This window comes from Actinopolymorpha sp. B17G11, assembly GCF_040196095.1.
Classification (GTDB): Bacteria; Actinomycetota; Actinomycetes; order Propionibacteriales; family Actinopolymorphaceae; genus Thermasporomyces.
In genome coordinates, this window is record NZ_JBEFTW010000007.1 from 93,136 (window position 1) to 110,384 (window position 17,249).

At 68.6% G+C, this 17,249-nt stretch carries 13 protein-coding genes; 6 read left to right on the forward strand and 7 right to left on the reverse strand.

The annotated features are described in order from the left end of the window. Positions 1-39: 39 nt before the first annotated feature. Together ABN028_RS10000 and ABN028_RS10005 are read right to left on the reverse strand one after the other, a co-directional pair. Positions 40-2,058 carry a GTP-binding protein gene (locus ABN028_RS10000; RefSeq protein WP_349696401.1) on the reverse strand — a complete coding sequence of 673 codons (2,019 nt, stop codon included), beginning with the start codon at positions 2,056-2,058 and terminating at the stop codon, positions 40-42. A gap of 254 nt (positions 2,059-2,312) precedes the next feature. Beyond that, positions 2,313-3,308, reverse strand: coding sequence for a sigma-70 family RNA polymerase sigma factor (locus ABN028_RS10005; RefSeq protein ID WP_349696402.1), 996 nt, complete (start codon positions 3,306-3,308; stop codon positions 2,313-2,315). A gap of 171 nt (positions 3,309-3,479) precedes the next feature. Here ABN028_RS10005 and ABN028_RS10010 point away from each other — a divergent pair, with 171 nt between their 5' ends. The 5 genes from ABN028_RS10010 (at position 3,480) to ABN028_RS10030 (ending at position 9,335) form a co-directional block, all read left to right on the forward strand. Beyond that, on the forward strand, positions 3,480-3,947 hold the full coding sequence (locus ABN028_RS10010; RefSeq protein ID WP_349696403.1) for an ArsR/SmtB family transcription factor: 468 nt from the start codon (positions 3,480-3,482) through the stop codon (positions 3,945-3,947). Next, on the forward strand, positions 3,944-5,527 hold the full coding sequence (locus ABN028_RS10015) for a cation diffusion facilitator family transporter (protein ID WP_349696404.1): 1,584 nt from the start codon (positions 3,944-3,946) through the stop codon (positions 5,525-5,527). Before ABN028_RS10010 ends, ABN028_RS10015 begins: the two co-directional genes overlap by 4 nt. 128 nt (positions 5,528-5,655) lie before the next feature. Then, positions 5,656-6,438 carry a phytanoyl-CoA dioxygenase family protein gene (locus ABN028_RS10020; protein WP_349696405.1) on the forward strand — a complete coding sequence of 261 codons (783 nt, stop codon included), beginning with the start codon at positions 5,656-5,658 and terminating at the stop codon, positions 6,436-6,438. A gap of 204 nt (positions 6,439-6,642) precedes the next feature. Next, entirely contained in the window at positions 6,643-7,704 is a 1,062-nt protein-coding gene (locus ABN028_RS10025; protein WP_349696406.1) for a glycoside hydrolase family 26 protein, read from the forward strand. Between the two features lie 269 nt (positions 7,705-7,973). After that, positions 7,974-9,335, forward strand: coding sequence for an LCP family protein (locus ABN028_RS10030; RefSeq protein ID WP_349325405.1), 1,362 nt, complete (start codon positions 7,974-7,976; stop codon positions 9,333-9,335). On the opposite strand, the gene ABN028_RS10035 is transcribed toward ABN028_RS10030, so the two are convergent. From ABN028_RS10035 to ABN028_RS10045, 3 genes are all read right to left on the reverse strand, one after another. Further along, positions 9,305-10,321 (reverse strand): MASE1 domain-containing protein, encoded by a 1,017-nt coding sequence (locus tag ABN028_RS10035; RefSeq protein WP_349696407.1) that lies wholly within the window; start codon positions 10,319-10,321, stop codon positions 9,305-9,307. The two genes, ABN028_RS10030 and ABN028_RS10035, sit on opposite strands and share 31 nt — an antisense overlap. Before the next feature lie 66 nt (positions 10,322-10,387). Then, complete coding sequence (locus ABN028_RS10040; RefSeq protein WP_349696408.1) at positions 10,388-14,245, reverse strand: ABC transporter ATP-binding protein; 3,858 nt, start codon at positions 14,243-14,245, stop codon at positions 10,388-10,390. Then, positions 14,242-14,730 carry a MarR family winged helix-turn-helix transcriptional regulator gene (locus ABN028_RS10045; protein ID WP_349325408.1) on the reverse strand — a complete coding sequence of 163 codons (489 nt, stop codon included), beginning with the start codon at positions 14,728-14,730 and terminating at the stop codon, positions 14,242-14,244. Before ABN028_RS10045 ends, ABN028_RS10040 begins: the two co-directional genes overlap by 4 nt. Before the next feature lie 142 nt (positions 14,731-14,872). Here ABN028_RS10045 and ABN028_RS10050 point away from each other — a divergent pair, with 142 nt between their 5' ends. Continuing rightward, a complete protein-coding gene (locus tag ABN028_RS10050) occupies positions 14,873-15,679 on the forward strand; it encodes a nucleoside/nucleotide kinase family protein (RefSeq protein ID WP_349696409.1) in 807 nt (268 codons plus the stop codon). On the opposite strand, the gene ABN028_RS10055 is transcribed toward ABN028_RS10050, so the two are convergent. Continuing rightward, a complete protein-coding gene (locus tag ABN028_RS10055; protein ID WP_349325410.1) occupies positions 15,643-16,881 on the reverse strand; it encodes a uroporphyrinogen-III synthase in 1,239 nt (412 codons plus the stop codon). The genes ABN028_RS10050 and ABN028_RS10055 overlap by 37 nt on opposite strands. Further along, positions 16,878-17,249, reverse strand: a complete 372-nt coding sequence (nirD, locus tag ABN028_RS10060) for a nitrite reductase small subunit NirD (protein WP_349325411.1) — start codon at positions 17,247-17,249, stop codon at positions 16,878-16,880. Before nirD ends, ABN028_RS10055 begins: the two co-directional genes overlap by 4 nt.

The window sequence follows — 17,249 nt, forward strand, 5'->3', positions numbered from 1 at the left end:
GCGGAAGGTCGCTTGTACTACAGCCGTGCGGCTGTAGTACTAGACCCCACGCAGGACGTGGAGCAGATACTCCTTGCGGTTCAAGGGGTTGTTGTCCGTCCGTGGCCGGGTCGGAGGCGCACCGCTGACCGGCCGGTGGTGGTCGAAGAAGGACTCGAGTACGCCTTCGCCGCGGGTCAGTCCCGGCACCTGCTGCTGGAACTCATGCACCTGCGCCGCCGGGATCTCACCCTCCAACGTGCCCGACACCCCGTGAATGGTCGGTGTGTCCGGCACGGCACGCAGCCGGGCGAGGACCGGCAGGATCGCACCGAGCGTGTCCGCGGGCATGTCGAGGTGGAAGCGGTGCACCGGCTCGCACACCACGGTTCCGGCCTGTTGGAGTGCGCTCATCAGCACCAGTGGCATCAGCTTGCGGAAGTCTCCCGACGTACTTCCCGGTGAGTTGTAACCGGAACTCGTCAACGTGATCGTGCAGTCCCTGACCTCCCACCCGTGAATGCCCTCGCGCAGCGTTTCCCGCACGGTCTTGTCGAGCGCCTTCCGGAATTCCTCGACCGTCTTGTAGACATAGAGGGGAATCGACTCCAGCTTGACGTCCAGCCGGAAGTCCACGCCGGCGCCGATCGGCGCCGGCTCGATGCGCAGCCCGACCGTTGCCAGGAACGGGTTGCCCTCCTTGCCCAACAGCTCGACGGCCGTGCCGGCGCCCACCGGCCTTTCGATGTAGATCATCGTGGTCTCGCGGAACGTGACGTCGATGCCGTAGTCGCGTTCCAGCGTTGCCTGGATGACCTCCTTCTGCACCTCGCCGTAGAGCGAGACGTACATTTCCTGCCGCACGTCGTCCTGGCGCAGATTGATCAGCGGGTCCTGTTCTGCGAGCTGAGCGAGTGCGACATGCAAGGCGCCCTTGTCACCGGGGCTGCGGGACACGACGACCGTTTCCAGCGTGGGTGGGGCGAAGTACGCATTGCCGCCGGACTCCGAAACCCCTCCGAACTCGCCTACTTGGTCGCCGACCTCGACATCTGCGAGCCCCCAGAGCTTTCCGATCCGGCCGGCCGTCACCGACGCCCGCTGGACGGCGGACCCGCGGTCGAACACCCGGATCGCGGTGACCTTTCCTTCCTTGTCCCGGCCGAACCGCAGCCGGTCTCGGGTGCGTACCGTCCCGGTGGACATGCGTACGAAGGCGATCTTCTCCCCGGCTGTCCCGCGTTCGACCTTGAAGACGGTGCCCGAAACGGGTCCGTCATCCTCTGCCTCTGCGTCGGCATCGTCGGTTCGGCCATCACTGTCACTGCCGACCGCGGGCAGGAACTCGGTGATGCCGGCGATCAGCGCCTCCGTGCCCGCGCCGATGATCGCCGAGCCGAAGTACACCGGATGCACCTGCGCCCGTCCGGTCTGGGTGGCGAGCGTGGCGCTCAGTTGGGCGTACGACACCGCATCTTCGTCGTTGACGTACGCCGCCAGCAGGGCCTCGTCGTGTTCGGCGAGCAGTTCGGCAAGCCTGCCCGTGAACTCCGCGTCGGACGGGGCGAAGGGCAGGAAACCGGCGCGACGGGTGCCCAGGTCGTCGACGGTCCCCATCGGGATGATCGCCGGGGTCAGCTTCTCGGCGATGGACTTCAGGATCCGGTCGTAGCCCGCTCCCCCGCGGTCGATCTTGTTGACGAAGATGAGGGTCGGGATCCGCAGCCGCTGAAGAGTCCGCATCAATACGCGGGTCTGCGCCTGCACCCCCTCGACGGCAGAGATCACCAGCACGGCGCCGTCGAGCACGCTCAGCACCCGTTCCACCTCGGCGATGAAGTCCGGGTGTCCTGGCGTGTCGATCAGGTTGACCGTGACATCGTCGAGAACGAACGACACCACCGCGGACTTGATGGTGATGCCGCGCTGCCGCTCCAGCGCCAACGTGTCGGTCTGGGTACTGCCGTCGTCGACACTGCCGATCTTGTCGATGACGCCGGCGGCGAAGAGCAGCCGCTCGGTCAGGGTGGTCTTACCGGCGTCTACATGCGCCAGGATCCCCAGGTTCAACGTGCTCACGAAGCGTCATGTCCTCTGGATAGACAACAAATCCATTCGGGGTGGACATGAACGCCTGCCGCATCTTCGTTCTCCCTGGTCGACCAACTCTCCCGGCGAGAGAAGCAGACGATCGCCACGACGGCAACCGATTTTCGGGGCGCCCCCGGCGCGGACGGACCGATCAGCCTCAGCCAGCCAGCTCAGTCAGCCGGCTCAGTCAGCCTCAGCCAGCCAGCTCAGTCAGCCGGCTCAGTCCGCCTCAGCCAGCCGGCTCAGTCAGCCAGCTCGGCCGGGAGACCGAACGCCGGAAAGTCGGCGTCGAGGAACGACACCACCTCGGCGACCCTGGTTCCGCGCAGGGCGAGCAGGTCCAGGCCACCGGGGACGAAGACAGCCCTCGCCTCGTCCCACATGTAAGTACCGAAGGCCAGTTGACCGTTCGCCTCGGCCGGTAGGAAGCGCCAGCGGTCGCGGAGCGGCCCCTCGACCAGGAAGGCGCGGATGCCGTCGTGGCCTTCGTACCACGTGGGCAGCGGCGGCATCGAGTACCTCGCGTCGTCGGTCAGCATCGCCACGATGGCATCGACGTCTCCGGCCTCCCACGCGGCCATGTACCGGCGTACGACGTCGCGACGCGTCGCGTCGTCCATCGCGTCCAGCGTCGCCTGCTGGGTGGCATCCGGAAGGAGCCCCTCGAGGACTTTCCGGGACCGCTGCAAGGCGCTGTTGACAGCGGCGACGGAGGTGTCCAGCAGATCGGCCGCCTCCCGCGCCGCGAACCCCAGGACGTCGCGCAGCAGCAGCACGGCTCGCTGCAACGCGGACAGGTGTTGGAGCGCGGCGACGAACGCGAGCTCCACGCTCTCCCGCGCGACGGCACGCGCCTCCGGGCTCAGCTCAGCGCTCCAGCGGAGTCGCTGGTCGGGATACGGCTCCACCCATGCCGTCTCGGCCAGCGGTGCGGCCTGCGGGCTCAGATCGGTGGGGAGCTCGCGGCGACCTCGACGCTCGATGAGGGTCAGCGACCGATTGGTCGCGATCTTGTACAACCACGACCGGACCGAGCCACGGTCCTCGAATCGCTCCAGATGGCGCCACGCACGCAGCAGCGTCTCCTGTACGGCGTCGTCGGCATCGTGGACGGAGCCCAACATCCGGTAGCAGTGCGCGTGCAGCTCGCCTCGCAGCGGTCGGACCAGGCGGTCGAAGGCATCGTCGTCACCAGCCCTGGCCGCGACCAGGAGCTCCGCCGCGGTGGAATCGTCCATCCCGCCCCTCGCCCGGCCGCGCCACGCCGCCCTCATCCGGGCACCGACCTCAAGGTTACGAAGGAGAGCGGGCGCTTGACACGACTGTCGTCAGGTGGGCTAGCCTCGATGTATGAACAGATATTCAGATGATCAGGGCTCGACCGTGAGGTCGACCCGGAGGGCTTGGCCGTGACGCCGACACCGCAGGTTGAGGCGAACGACAGCTGCACCTCTCGCGTCGTCGACGCACCCAGGGTCGCGGCGGTCGTGGGACGGATGCCGGCTGAGACCGCGCTCGTCGACACCGCCGACGTGTTCGGACTGCTCTCCGACCCGGGCCGGCTGGGGCTGCTCCTCGCCCTGCTGGACGGCGAACTGTGCGTCTGCGACCTGGCCGCCGTGACCGGACTGAGCGAGTCGGCAACGTCCCATGCACTGCGCCTGCTGCGCGCCCACCGGGTCGTCACGGCCCGCCGGGACGGTCGGATGGCGTACTACCGGCTGGCCGACGCACATGTACGCATGCTCCTCGACCTCGCGGTCGCCCATACCGAACACACCGACGCCCTCCACCCCGAACGTACGGATAGCGCCGCCAGAGGTGTTCGAGTCGGGCGCCCACGCCGACCCGGACGCCGACGCCGGGAGAAGCCATGAGGTTCAGCGTCCTCGCCTTGTCCGGCTACGCCCTGGCCGCTGTCCTCGTCGTCGGCGTCCGCGGGCTGATCCAGCTGCTGCGTACCGGCGACACAGGCGTACGACCTCCCAGGCGTTCCGGATCGGTGGGTGGTCGCGTGCGGTGGTGGGCCAGCCTGCGCACCCTTGCCCCGCTGCTGGTGTTGGCGGCCGCACCGGTCGCCGAGCTGGCGGGCCTTCCTGCACTGCCCATTCTGGACACGCCGGCGGTACGCCTCACCGGCCTGGCCCTCGCGGGCGTCGGCATCGCCGCGGTCTTCACCGCCCAGTTGGCAATGGGCCGGTCGTGGCGCATCGGCGTCGCCGAGACCGAACGCACCGACCTGGTGACGACGGGACCGTTCCGGCTCGTACGCAACCCGATCTTCACCGCCGGACTCGTCGCCACGGCCGGGCTGGTTCTCGCGGTGCCCAACGTGCTCGCCGTCGCCGGCTGGGCATGGTTGCTGATCACCGTCCAGCGGCAGGTGCGCGGCAGCGAGGAGCCGTACCTGCGTCGCGTCCACGGCGCCGACTACGACGCCTACACGGCGCGGGTCGGGCGGTTCGTTCCCGGGGTCGGCCGGTTCCGAGCACCCGTCCACGACGGCAAGGCTCCACGCGCGTCGGCAACGGATCGCGGCCACGACCACAGCCATGGGGTTCAAGGCGTGACGGCGACTGGGCGCCATCGGAGGTTACTGGCAGCGACACTCGCGATCTCCCTGGCGATCTTCGCGATTCAGGTCACCGGCGCGTTCCTCACCGGGAGCCTCGCGTTGCTCGGCGACGCCGGTCACGTCCTCGGTGACGCCGGCGGCGTGGCGCTGGCGCTTGGTGCGACGCTCCTCGCCAGCCGTCCCGCGGCCGGTCACCACACGTTCGGCTGGGCACGTGCGGAGATCCTCGCGGCCGCCGCCAACGGTCTGATGCTGACCCTCATTGGTGGCTACGTCCTCCTCGAGAGCGTACGAAGACTCCTCGAGCCGACCGCCGTCGAACCGGGCGGGATGGCCGTGTTCGGAGCGATCGGACTCGCCGGCAACCTGGTGGGCGTGGCGCTGCTCTACCGGGCGCGCACCGCGAGCCTCAACCTGCGCGGAGCGTTCCTCGAGGTGGCCACCGACAGCGCGACATCGGTAGGTGTGCTCGTGGCGGCCGGGGTGATCGCCGTCACCGGCTTCACCCGTGCCGACGCGCTGGTCTCGATGGCGATCGGGTTCGTCATCGTCCCTCGGGCGCTGCGCCTGCTCCGCGAGGCGGTCGACGTCCTCCTCGAGGCGGCGCCGGCAGAGCTCGACCTCGATCACATTCGTACGCACATCCGTCGGGTCGACCACGTGCGAGACGTCCACGATCTGCACGTCCACACCGTCACGTCCGGCCTGCCGGTGCTGTCGGCGCATGTCGTCGTCGAGGCCGGATGTTTCCACGACGGGCACGCGCCCCAGCTGCTGGACGCCCTGCAGGCATGTCTCGCCGGACACTTCGATGTCGAGCACTCCACCTTCCAACTCGAGCCCGTCGGGCATGCCGATCATGAGCATGACACCCATGCCTGACGCCGCTGACAGGCAGCTGCTTCCAGTCGTCATCGCCTCGCGAGGTCCAGGTCCGTCCGACCTTCACAACCGGACACCAAGCCGAATCCCTTTGACGCCATGCGGGCGCCACCCGCAGGGTAGTGACGATGCTGTCCGACGACGAGACCGCCGACTTCGTGCGGGACGGGTTCGTCCGCGTGTCTGCCGCCGTACCGCAACCCACGGTTGACGCCTGTCTCGAGGTCATCTGGACCGAACTGGCTGGCGAGGGCATCCGACGCGACGACCCCGCGACGTGGACGTCTCCGGTCGCCCGCATCAACTGCCCGGAGGGCGGCCCCTTCACCGAGGCGGGTACCACCCAGCCGCTGTGGGAGGCCTACGACCAACTCCTCGGCCGCGACACCTGGTGGAAACGGTCCGGCATCGGAGGAACGGTCCCGGTGCGCTTTCCCCACCCGGCTGACCCTGGGGATGCCGGGTGGCATGTCGAGTCCAGTTTCCCGGTCGATGACACCTGGCGGACCAACATCCGCAGCCGAGACCGCGGCCTCCTCGCCATCTTCCTGTTCACCGACGTCGGCCTCGACGACGCACCGACCAGGCTCCGTGCCGGCTCACATGCCGACGCCGCCCGGGTCCTGGCGCGGGGCGGAGACGCCGGGATTGACGGCGAGACCCTGAGTCCACTGGTCGACGAGGCGAGCACGCAGCGGCCGGTCGTACACGCGACGGGTGCCGCGGGAGACGTCTACCTCTGCCATCCCTTCGTCGTCCACGCTGCATCATGGCCGCACCGCGGGACAACTCCCCGCGTCATCGCCCAACCGGGCGTCGCACTCCTCGAGTCGCTTCGACTCCTGGACCGTGGCGGCGCCCGGCCGGTGGAGGCGGCCATCCTCGACGCCCTCGGGGCCAGCACGGTCTGAGGCCGGCGACTTCCGGATTGTCCGGACCTTCTCGATCGTCTGGTCTTCCTCTGCCGCTGCTCGGACGCTATGTTTTCCGTCCATACGTGACGAACCGCCCCCGATCCGCCGCTGCGGGTTGGGGGCGCTTCGCGCCCAGGCCCGTCCGACCATGCCCGCCGGCGATGTGCTCGACCTGCTCGAAGGAGCTGACCTACCCCGAAGATGGCCGACGTACGCGGAAAGGTCACGACCGCGGTGGTCGTCGCCGGCGAGCTCGCCGCGTCGATGGCGTGCCAGCAGCCGGCACCGACGAAGCCTGCCCGACCGCCTGCGACCGCCACCGTGTCGGTCAACAGTTCATGCGGCATCGAAGAGAAGCTCGTACCAACCTGCGGCGCCTGGTGGGGAGTCGCCGCCAATCCCGTCGCCGGCGAAACCTGGCCGGAGGCTCTGGTCGACTACGAAAGGCAGATCGACCGGACCGTCAACATCGCGCATTTCTACCACCGGGCGGGCCAGCTTTTTCCGACGAGTCAGGAAATCGCCCTGGCTGACGAGCCCGGAAAGGAACGCCTGCTCCTCATCAATTACAAACCCGAGGCGGGACGCAGCTGGTACGACGTTTCCAGAGGGGCGACGAACGTCGAACTCGACCGGCTCGCGGCGCATATCAAGAAGAACTACGACCGGCCGTTCTTCTTCGCCGTTCACCATGAGCCGGAAAACGAAGTCGACCCGACCGAGGGGTCCGGTTACACGGCAGCGGACTACCGTGCGATGTACCGCCACGTCGTCACCCGACTGGAGCGACGCGGGGTGTCCCACCTCGTCCTGGTGATGAACTACATCGGACTCCCACAATGGGGAGTCCAGCCCTGGTATCGAGACCTGTATCCCGGCGATGACGTCGTCGACTGGATTGCGTACGACCCTTATGCCTTCGGCACCGGACAGTACTGGGGTGGTGTTTCGGACCTGATGGACCGGCGCTTCGCCACCCATCCGGAGTGGCCTGGCTTCTACACCTGGGCCACCCAGTTCGCACCGGACAAGCCGCTCATGCTCGCCGAATGGGGAGTCGCGGAGAAGCCAGGTAGTCCACAGGCGAAAGCAGAGCTTCTCCTCCAGCTCGGAATGCGGGCCGCGGACTGGCCGCGGGTAAAAGCGTTCGTCTATTGGAATTCCGGATCAGATCGGACTGTCGGCGCAACTCGGATAGACTCCTCTGCGGCGGCGCTGGCGGCTTATCGTGCCGCCGGACTGCGCGCCTATTTCAATCCTTGATGCGCAACTTTGACCCTGTTACAAGCACCGACACTATTCCCTACCAGCCGCCGAATTACTGCTCAATTCTCAGAAATCCCTGAGTCGAATTCGCGCCACTGTGACGATGAAGTATGCGCGAACCAGCACCGAACAACAGTGGAACTTCGTCGCACAATTCCAACCGGGATCGGTCTCGAAACGCGCCCAAGTCCATCGCCCCGACAATGCGTCACCTCCTTGTCGGCGCGATCCTTCCAGGTAGTGGCTTGTGGGCGGCAGGACGGCGCGTGACCGGCGCATCGATTCTCCTCGTCTTCGTCTCACTCTGCGCCGTCGTCGGCTACTTCGCACTGACCCAGCCGCGGGCGATCGTCCACCTGGCCCTCCGGCCAGACACCCTGCTGCTGCTGGCCATCGTGCTCCCGCTCATCGGGCTCGCGTGGGCGGCGACCGTCGTGGCCACCTATCTCGTCCTGCGACCGTCGGGGATGAGTGTCATGCACCGCATCGCGGCCATCGGCGTGGTCACGGTCCTGGTCGCCATGATCGCGGTTCCGTTCGCCGTCGGTGGACGGTACGCGTGGGTGCAGAAGGACCTCGTCGAGCACGTCTTCGCCGGCTCGACGAGTAAGAGCGCCACCCGGCCGACGACCGCGCCGCGCGCCGTGGGCAACCCATGGAAGGACCAGGGCCGGGTCAACGTCCTCCTGCTCGGCAGCGACGCGGGGCCGGACCGGTCCGGCGTACGACCGGACACCATCATCCTCGCCAGCATCGACACCAGGACCGGCGCCACCGTGATGTTCAGCGTCCCGCGCAACCTGCAGAAGATCCCGTTCCCCGCTGGATCGGCACCCGCCCAGGTCTACCCCAACGGCACGTACGCCGGCCCGGGCAACGAGTTGGAGTGGCTGATCAACTCGGTCTACCGGAACGTCCCCGCGCAGCACCCTGATCTCCTCGACAGCGACAATCCCGGGGCGGACGCGACGAAGTTGGCCGTCAGCGGCGCACTCGGAGTTCCCGTCGACTACTACGCGATGGTCAACCTCGAGGGCTTCAAGGAACTCATCGACGCTCTCGGCGGGATCACCGTCAACGTCAACCATCGGGTGGCCATGGGCGGCGAGGCCGACGCGGGCCTGGTTCCCGGCGGCTGGATCGAGCAGGGGCCGAACCAACACCTGGACGGGTTCGACGCACTGTGGTTCGCGCGTGGGCGCTATGGCGCCGACGACTACCAGCGGATGGGCCGCCAGCGGTGCGTGATCAAGGCGATCATCGACCAGGCGGATCCGCTCAGGGTCCTCACCCGGTACGAGGCACTCGCCGCCTCGTCACGAGACCTCTTCTCCACCGACATTCCGCACGACCTGTTGCCGGCGTTCGCCGATCTGGCCTGGAAGGTGAAAGGCGCGGACGTGACGAGTATCGCCTTCACCAACGAGGTGATCCGCCCCTCGAACCCGGACTACCAGCAGATCCATGAGCTGGTCCAGAACGCCATCAAGGAAAGCACGACGAAGAAGTCGAAGTCGTCGATCACGGACTCTCTCGACAACGCCTGTGCCTACCACCCGGACAAGGGTGGACCATCGACGCCGCGACCCCGGCCCGGCTACTCGTCCGCTCCTGAGGACGGTTCATAGGTGGGCGAACTGACCGGCGGGATCAGCGCTGTCACCAACCGGCCCCGGTCGAGCTGGCTGACGACCTCGGCAAGTCGCACGCACGCCAGCTCCACCTGGGCGTACGCCTGATTCCGTTCGGCGATGATCGTGGCGAGGATCAGCGCGGTCAACGCCGCCGATGCGTTGAACGCCTGCAGGATGACCATGCTGGTGAGCAGGTCGGTGTCGGCGAACGGCACCGACCCACTGGCGACCGCCTGGATGGTGACGACGGACACGACAAGCGCACACGGCGCGGCGCCGGCAAGTTGGAACCGCAACGCCGCCCAGATCAGGAACGGTGAGACCAGGAACACCACGTTCGGCGTGGTACGGGTGGCGACCGCGGTCACGACGAAGGTGCCGGCCAGCAGTGCCAGGAACTCGATCCAACGCCACAACCGGATCTCTCTCAGGGCCCGCACGGTCCGCACGGCCCGCAGCGCCAGCAGGAAAGGCGCCACGACCAACACACCCATCGCGTCGCCGGTCCACCACACCGACCACGTGGCCGCGAAGTCGGCCGGGGAAACCACGCCGGTCAGCACCAGTGCGCCGGCACCGATGGTGGCACTGACCGCCATCCCCACCATCGCGGCCAGGAAGATCAGGGCGAGTGCATCGCGTCGTCGGTCGAGCTCGACCCGGAACCCGACCCTGCGCAACAGGAAGTAGGCACACACCGGTGCGAGGGTGTTGCCGACCGAAATCGCAACGGCGGCAGCAATCGGACCGACCGACATATTGACGACAAGGGCGGCAACGGCGATGCCGGGCCAGGTGCGCAGGCCGAAGAGCAGCAGACCCACGAGAGCGATCCCTGTAGGCGGCCACAGAGGCGTGACCTGTCCGTTGACAAGCTCCTGGAGAAGGCCGATTCTCGCGGCGGCATAATAGGCGACACCCACGACAAATGCGGGCGCGAACGTGGTGACATAACGCTTTAGCACTGACCCGTCTGTCACACCGGCGATACTACGCGGCTGCAGTTTCCTTGTCGTGGGAGACAATTGCCGCCAAAGGCCGCGCGGTTAGGCGACGATCTGTTCACCCCGGACATACGCCGCCCAGAGTCCGGCATATCGACCGCGCGCCGCCAACAGGTCGGCATGCGTACCGTCCTCGACGACTCGTCCGTGGTCGAGGACGACGATCCGGTCAGCGCGTTCGGCTGTAGTCAACCGGTGTGCGATGAGCAGCGTGGTGCGGGACCGGGTGAGCGTCTCGGTCGCCCGGATCACCAGCGCCTCGGTCGCCGGATCGAGCGCGGCGGTCGCTTCGTCGAGCAGCAGGATGTCGGGATCGACCAGATAGGCCCGGGCCAGGGCGATGAGCTGGCGTTGCCCGGCCGACAGGTTGCGGCCGCGTTCGCCCACGGTGTGGTAGTAGCCGTCGCGCATCCTGGCGATCACGCCGTGCGCGCCGACGGCGCGGGCCGCCACCTCGATCTCGGCGTCGGTGGCGTCCGGACGTCCGTAGGCGATCGCGTCGCGAACGGTGCCAGGGAAGAGGAACGGCTCCTGCGGGACGTAGCCCAGCCGGTGCCGGTACGACGCGAGGTCGAGGTCGCGCAGGTCGTGCCCGCCGACGCGGACGACGCCGCCGGTCGGGTCGTAGAACCTCGCCACCAGCTTGACGAGCGTCGTCTTCCCGGCACCCGTCTCCCCCACCAGCGCGACCGTCTCGCCTGCGCGCACCGTCAGGTTGATGCCGTTCAGGGCGTTGCCGGTCGCGTTGTCGTAGTGGAACTGGACGTTGTCGAGGACGACCTCACCGGAGAGTGCCTCGATCTTCGTCGCACCGGGGGCTTCCGGCGTCGAGGTCGGCGTACGCAGCAACTCCCCGATCCGCCGCAGGCCCACCCGCGCCTGCTGGTAGCCGTCGAAGACCTGCGACAGCTGCTGCACCGGCGAGAAGAACAGGTCGAGGTAGAGCAGGTACGCGATGAGCGCACCGGCCGTCAAGGCGCCATTGCGCACCAACCCGGCACCGACGCCGAGAACGACCGCCGCCGCAGCCAGGTTGAGGAACTGGACGAACGGGAAGTACGTACCGATGTAGCGCTGCGCCCGGAGCCGGCTGACCCGGTACGCCTCGCTCTTGGCATCGAACCGGTTTGCGTTGTGGTCCTCGCGTCCGTACGCCTGCGAGACCCGCATACCGGCGACGTTCTCCTGCAGGTCCGCGTTGACGACGCTGATCCGCTCGCGGGCCTCCTGGTAGGCGACCGACGACTTCGCCCGGAAGATCAGCGTGGCGACGACGAGGATGGGCATCAGCGCCAGGACCGCCAGCGCCAACTCGGCGTTGATCCACACCAGCGCGACGAGGACGCCGACGAACTGCAGGATCGCCACCACCGCCGTGAGCAACGACGTCTGCAGGAACGACGACAACGCGTCGATGTCGGTCGTCATGCGGGTCATGATCCGGCCGCCCATCTCGCGCTCGTAGTAGTCGAGACCGAGCCGCTGCAGATGGGAGAAGAGCTTGACCCGCAGGGAGTAGAGAACCCGTTCACCCGTCCGGCCGGCGACGCGGGTCTGCGCCATCATGATGGACCAGTCGGCGATCACGACGCCAAGAGCCACCGCCGCCGCGATGAGCACCACCGAGAAGGCATCCCGCGTCACGCCCGCGTCGACGCCGTGCCGGATCAGCAGCGGCAGGCACAACGTCGCCACCGCGTCGAGCGCCACGAAGAGCAGCGCGAGCAGCAACGGGGTCCGGAACGGCCGAAGTGTACGCAGCAACGAGAAGCCCGGGTCCGGCTGCGCGGCGTCGGCCACGCTCACCTTCGGCACATCGGTGGCCGGCTTGAGCTTCGCCACCTTCTCCAGCAGTGCCGGTGTGGGCGGCATGCTCGCCAGCCAGCCGCCGCCTCCGCCGCCGCCTCCACGGCCGCCTCCGCCACCGAAGCCACCGCCGAGTCCGGTCGGCGTCTGGACGCGGGTGAGGTGGCTCGGCTCCTCCGGTGTCGTGCGTATCCACGGCGAACGGATCCCGTCGGCGGACGTCTCCGAGGCGAGGAACGCCTCCAGCTCACCGGCGTCGACGCCCTCCGCGTCGTCGCCCGGACCAGACAGGAGCAACCGGTACAACGCGCAGCGCTCGGTGAGCTCCTCGTGCGTACCGACGTCGCGGAGCCGCCCGGCGTCGAGCACGGCGATGCGGTCCGCGAGCTGCAGCGTCGACTGGCGGTGGGCGATGATGATCGTGGTACGCCCGGCCATGACATGGCGCAACGTGGTGTGGATCTCGGCCTCGGTCTCGGGGTCGACCGCGGACGTCGCGTCGTCGAGCACGAGCAGCGTCGGGTCGCTCAACAACGCCCGCGCCAGGGCCACCCGCTGCCGCTGGCCGCCGGACAGCGTGAGGCCGCGCTCGCCCACGACCGTGTCGATCCCGTCGGGCAACTCGTCGATGAACTCCGTCGCCTCGGCTGCGGCGGCCGCGGCCCGGATCTGCTCGTCGGTGGCGTCCGGCCGGCCGTAGGCGATGTTGGCGCGCACGCTGTCGGAGAAGAGGAAGCTGTCCTCGAAGACCAGGCCGATCCGCGACCGCAGCGAGGCGAACGTCACGTCGCGTACGTCGTAGCCGTCGACCCGCACGCTGCCCCGCTGCACGTCGTAGAACCGCGGCAGCAGGTGGGAGATGGTCGACTTGCCCGAACCCGCTGTGCCCACCAGTGCGAGGGTCTCCCCCGGCGCCACCTCGAGCGAGAGGTCGCGCAGCACCGGGTCGGACTCGAGATAGCCGAACGTCACGTCGCGCAGCTCCACCGCTCCTGAACCCTGCGGAAGGTCGATCGCGTCGGGCTTCTCGAGCACGAGCGGTTCAGAGTCGATGACCTCGAACACCCGGATCACGCTCGCCCTGGCCTGCTGGCCCATGACGAGGAAGTTCGACAGCATCCGGACCGGTGCGATCAGCTGACCGAGGTAGGCCGAGAACGCCAGGAACGTGCCCAGCGTGATCTGGCCCTGGATCGCGAGCCACCCGCCCAGGGCGAGGATGCCGACCTGGCCGAGCAGCGGGACCGCCTGCAGCGTCGGGCCGTACCTGCTGTTCAGCCGGACCGACCGCAGCTTCGACGCGAAGAGCCGCCGGGCCTGCTGCTCGAGCCGGGACAGCTCGCGGCGTTCCTGGCCGAATCCCTTGACGACGCGTACGCCGGAGACGGCGGAGTCGACGATGCCGGCGACCTCGGCTGCCTGTTGCTGCGCCTCCCACGTGGCGGGGAAGAGGCGGCTACGGCTGTGGTAGCCGATCAGGAGCAGCGCGGGTGCGACGGCGAGGGCGACCAGGGTGAGCAATGGCGACAGCCATGCCATGACGACCAACGAGATGACGAAGAGCAGGATGTTGCCGGTCAGCATCGGCAGCATCTGCAGCAGACCCTGCACCAGCATGATGTCGCTGATCGACCGGCTGACCACCTGGCCGGTGTGGAGCTCGTCCTGCCGCGCTCCGTCGAGCCGCAGCAACGCCTTGAACAGGTCACCGCGGATCGCGTGCTGCACGTCGAGCGCAAGCCGTCCACCCAGGTACCGGCGGACGAACCCCGCTCCGAAGGTCACCAGGCCCAGGCCGAGCAGCGCGCCGACCCAGGGCAGCATCGGTGACCGGTCGGTGAGGATGACGTCGTCGACGATGTGCCGCTGGACGAGCGGAACGAACGCCTGGGCCGCCATCGCGACGATCGCGCCGCCGAAGGCTACGAAGACCAGCCACTTCGACCTCAGGCAGTAGGCCGCGAGCCGGCGGATCCATCGGTCGGAGTCGGTACGCCCGGATCCGGCGGCCGACGTGCCGCCGGGGCCAGATGCTGACTGGGATGAACTGGTGGTCGTGGCCGTACTGGCTTCGGTCGCGGTGGCTGATGTCATCTGGTGTGCGATACCTCCGGGGTGGTCGGTGCGGGGCTGCGGCGGGTGGCCCAACGCGCGTCCATCACGTCATCGAGTTCGGCGAGGAGCGCCAGCAGGCGGTCGCGGTCGGACACCTCGTCGAGGAGCGGCTCGAGCCGTTCGCAGTAGGCGCGTTCGGCGCGGGCGAGAGCGGCACGGCCCTCGTCGGTGAGGGCGAGCCGGATCACCCGCCGATCACCGGCCAGGCTGCTGCGCGTGAGGAGCCCGGCCGCGACCAGCCCGTCGACGACGACCGTCACCGCGGGTTTGCTGGTGGCGAGCCGGCTCGCGATCTGGGTCGACCGCTCGGTGCCGCGTGAGACGAGTTCGAGGGTGCGGAACTGCGCGAGGCTGAGGCCCGCGTCGGCGCGTTTGAAGAGGCGGGCCACCCGGACGAGGGTGCGGACGGCCCGCTCGACCGACGGCTCCGCGTCGACCGCTCCCGATGGTTCTTCCTCAGACACAGTTCCATAGCTTAACCATCTTGTCGCCAACCCGGCGAACACTCCCCCGGTGATCATGAACGTTTTGTGGCGCTATGGCCGCGTGTGCCGGCTGTTGGCAGGAGCTGGCCACCCGACGGACGAAGGGCGAGGATAGGGACCCGTGGACCTCACACCCTCACCACCGTTCGAACCCGACGACGGGAACGAGATCGCGACCGACGCGACCGATGGGAACGACGCGACCGACGTGAACGACCCAAGCGCCGCACCGCTGCGCTTCGAGCAGCTCGTCGACCGGGCGGAGGCGCTCGCGTGCGACGCCGCCGGGCGCCGCACCCGCACCCTCCTCGGCATCGTCGGCGCGCCCGGTGCGGGGAAGTCCACGCTCGCGACCGGCCTCGTCACGGCGCTGGTCGAACGAGGTGGCGAGCACGCCGCGCACTACGTCCCGATGGACGGATTCCATCTCGCCAACGCCGAGCTCGACCGCCTGGGTCGCCGCGACCGCAAGGGTGCGCCCGACACGTTCGACGCGGCCGGTTACGTCGCCCTGCTCCGACGGCTACGGGACGAGCGCGAGGAACTCGTCTACGCGCCTCGGTTCCACCGGGAGATCGAGGAACCCATCGCGGGGGCGATCGGGGTCCACCACGACGTCGGACTGGTCGTGACCGAGGGCAACTACCTGCTCATGACCGCCGAGCCCTGGTCGTCCGTGCGTACCCTCCTCGACGAGGTGTGGTTTCTCGACCCGCCGGCCGACGTACGTCATGAACGACTGATCGCCCGGCACCAGGCGTACGGCAAGTCACCGGACGACGCCCGCGCCTGGGCACTCGGCAGCGACGAACGCAACGCCGAGCTGATCGCGGCCACGCGCACCCGCGCAGACCTCGTGCTGGCAGGCACGGTCGACGTCGACCGCTCCGCTCAGGAGACCTCCGCGGTTTCGACGGCGAGTCGGTAACCCCGCTTGGTCACCGTACGAATGATCCGCGAGTCCCCCAGTCCTGCCCGCAGCCGCGCGATCGCCATCTCGACGGCGTGCCCGTCCGCGCTTCGCGGCAGAGCACGTAACAGCTCGGCCCGCGACACGACCCATCCGGGGCGCTCGGCGAGGACCCGCAGCAACGTCATCGGCGCGGGGGCGAGCGTCCTCATCGCGCCGTCGACCACCACCGCATGGCCGCGGATCTCCAGAGTGTGCCCCGCGACATCGACGGTACGCGTCCGGTGGGTGGGCAGCCGGTCGGTCAGTGCCCGGACGAGGCCGCCCAGCCGGGCGCGCGCAGGCTGCACGATCGGGATGTCATGGCGGAGGAGCGGTCCGGCGGCAACGGGTCCTACGCAGGCCGCGAGCACGTCTCCGCGGAACGCGTCGAGGACCGCGTTCCGGTCCGCGCCGGCCACCTCGAGCAGCGCGGCCGTCGCCGGAGCGCTCGTGAAGGTCACGGCGTCGACGTAGCCCAGCTTGATCAGCTCGACCAGTCGTACCAGCGGGGACACGTCCTCCGGTAGGACCCAGCGGTAGATGGGCACCTCGATCACCGTCGCGCCGGCGGCCCGCAGCGCCGCCACGAAGTCCGGCAGGGGTTCACCGTGAAGCTGCACCGCGATCCGCAGCCCGCGTACGCCACCCGCCAGCAGGTGTTCCAGCACCTCGCTCAGGCATTCCGATGCGGGTGACCACTCTTCGGCGAGGCCGGCGGCGCGGATCGCCCCCTGTGCCTTGGGCCCACGGGCGAGCAACCTGCAGTCGGTCAGCGTGGCGTACAGCCGGTCGGCGAGACCCGCGCTCTCGGCCGCCTCCATCCAGCCGCGGAAGCCGATCCCTGTGGTCGCGACAGCGACGTCCAGCCCACCGACCACGCAGGCGCGGGTCGCCTTCTGCAGCGCCTGGTCGTCCGACAGCGGGACGATCCGGATCGCGGGTGCCTCCACCACACGTGCACCTCGGCGCTCCAGGAGCGCGACCAGCTCCTCCCGTCGTCGGGCGGCGGTGACCCCGACGGTGAACCCCGTGAGCGGGGGCAGCTCGTTCAGCCCATCCCTGCCACCCTTGGACCCACCATGGGGTACGGCATCCGACGCGCCGCCGGGGGCGCCCTGCGAACCGCCCTGCGGCCCGATCGAGCCCGCCACCGGTGCCACCGGGTCGGTCGTGGTCACGACGGACCCTCGACGGCGATACTGATGATGCCGCCCTCGCACGAGACCGGATACGCCGGGATGGCGACGCCGGGCTCGGCCAGGCACTGGCCGGTCCGCAGATCGAACGCCTGCTTGAACATCGGCGACGCCACGGTCGGCGTCGTGCCCGCGCTGCCGACGATGCCGCGCGACATGACGCACGCACCAGAGAACGGATCAGCGTTGCCGACGGCGTACACCTCCCCCTCGTACGTACGGAAGATCGCGACCTGGACCTCACCCACGAGTGCCGCGACACCGCGTTCGGGGATCAGGTCGTCGTACCTGCACACGGGAACCCACTGCCGGACAAGGCTCTGCGTCCCGTTTCCGAGTACTGCGGTCAT

Excerpts from the sequence above, each read along its gene's own strand:
- ABN028_RS10005 (WP_349696402.1), bottom strand. The coding sequence starts at position 3,308 with ATGGACGATTCCACCGCGGCGGAGCTCCTGGTCGCGGCCAGGGCTGGT.
- ABN028_RS10015 (WP_349696404.1), top strand. The coding sequence starts at position 3,944 with ATGAGGTTCAGCGTCCTCGCCTTGTCCGGCTACGCCCTGGCCGCTGTC.
- ABN028_RS10020 (WP_349696405.1), top strand. The coding sequence starts at position 5,656 with ATGCTGTCCGACGACGAGACCGCCGACTTCGTGCGGGACGGGTTCGTC.
- ABN028_RS10025 (WP_349696406.1), top strand. The coding sequence starts at position 6,643 with ATGGCCGACGTACGCGGAAAGGTCACGACCGCGGTGGTCGTCGCCGGC.
- ABN028_RS10040 (WP_349696408.1), bottom strand. The coding sequence starts at position 14,245 with ATGACATCAGCCACCGCGACCGAAGCCAGTACGGCCACGACCACCAGT.
- nirD (WP_349325411.1), bottom strand. The coding sequence starts at position 17,249 with ATGACCGCAGTACTCGGAAACGGGACGCAGAGCCTTGTCCGGCAGTGG.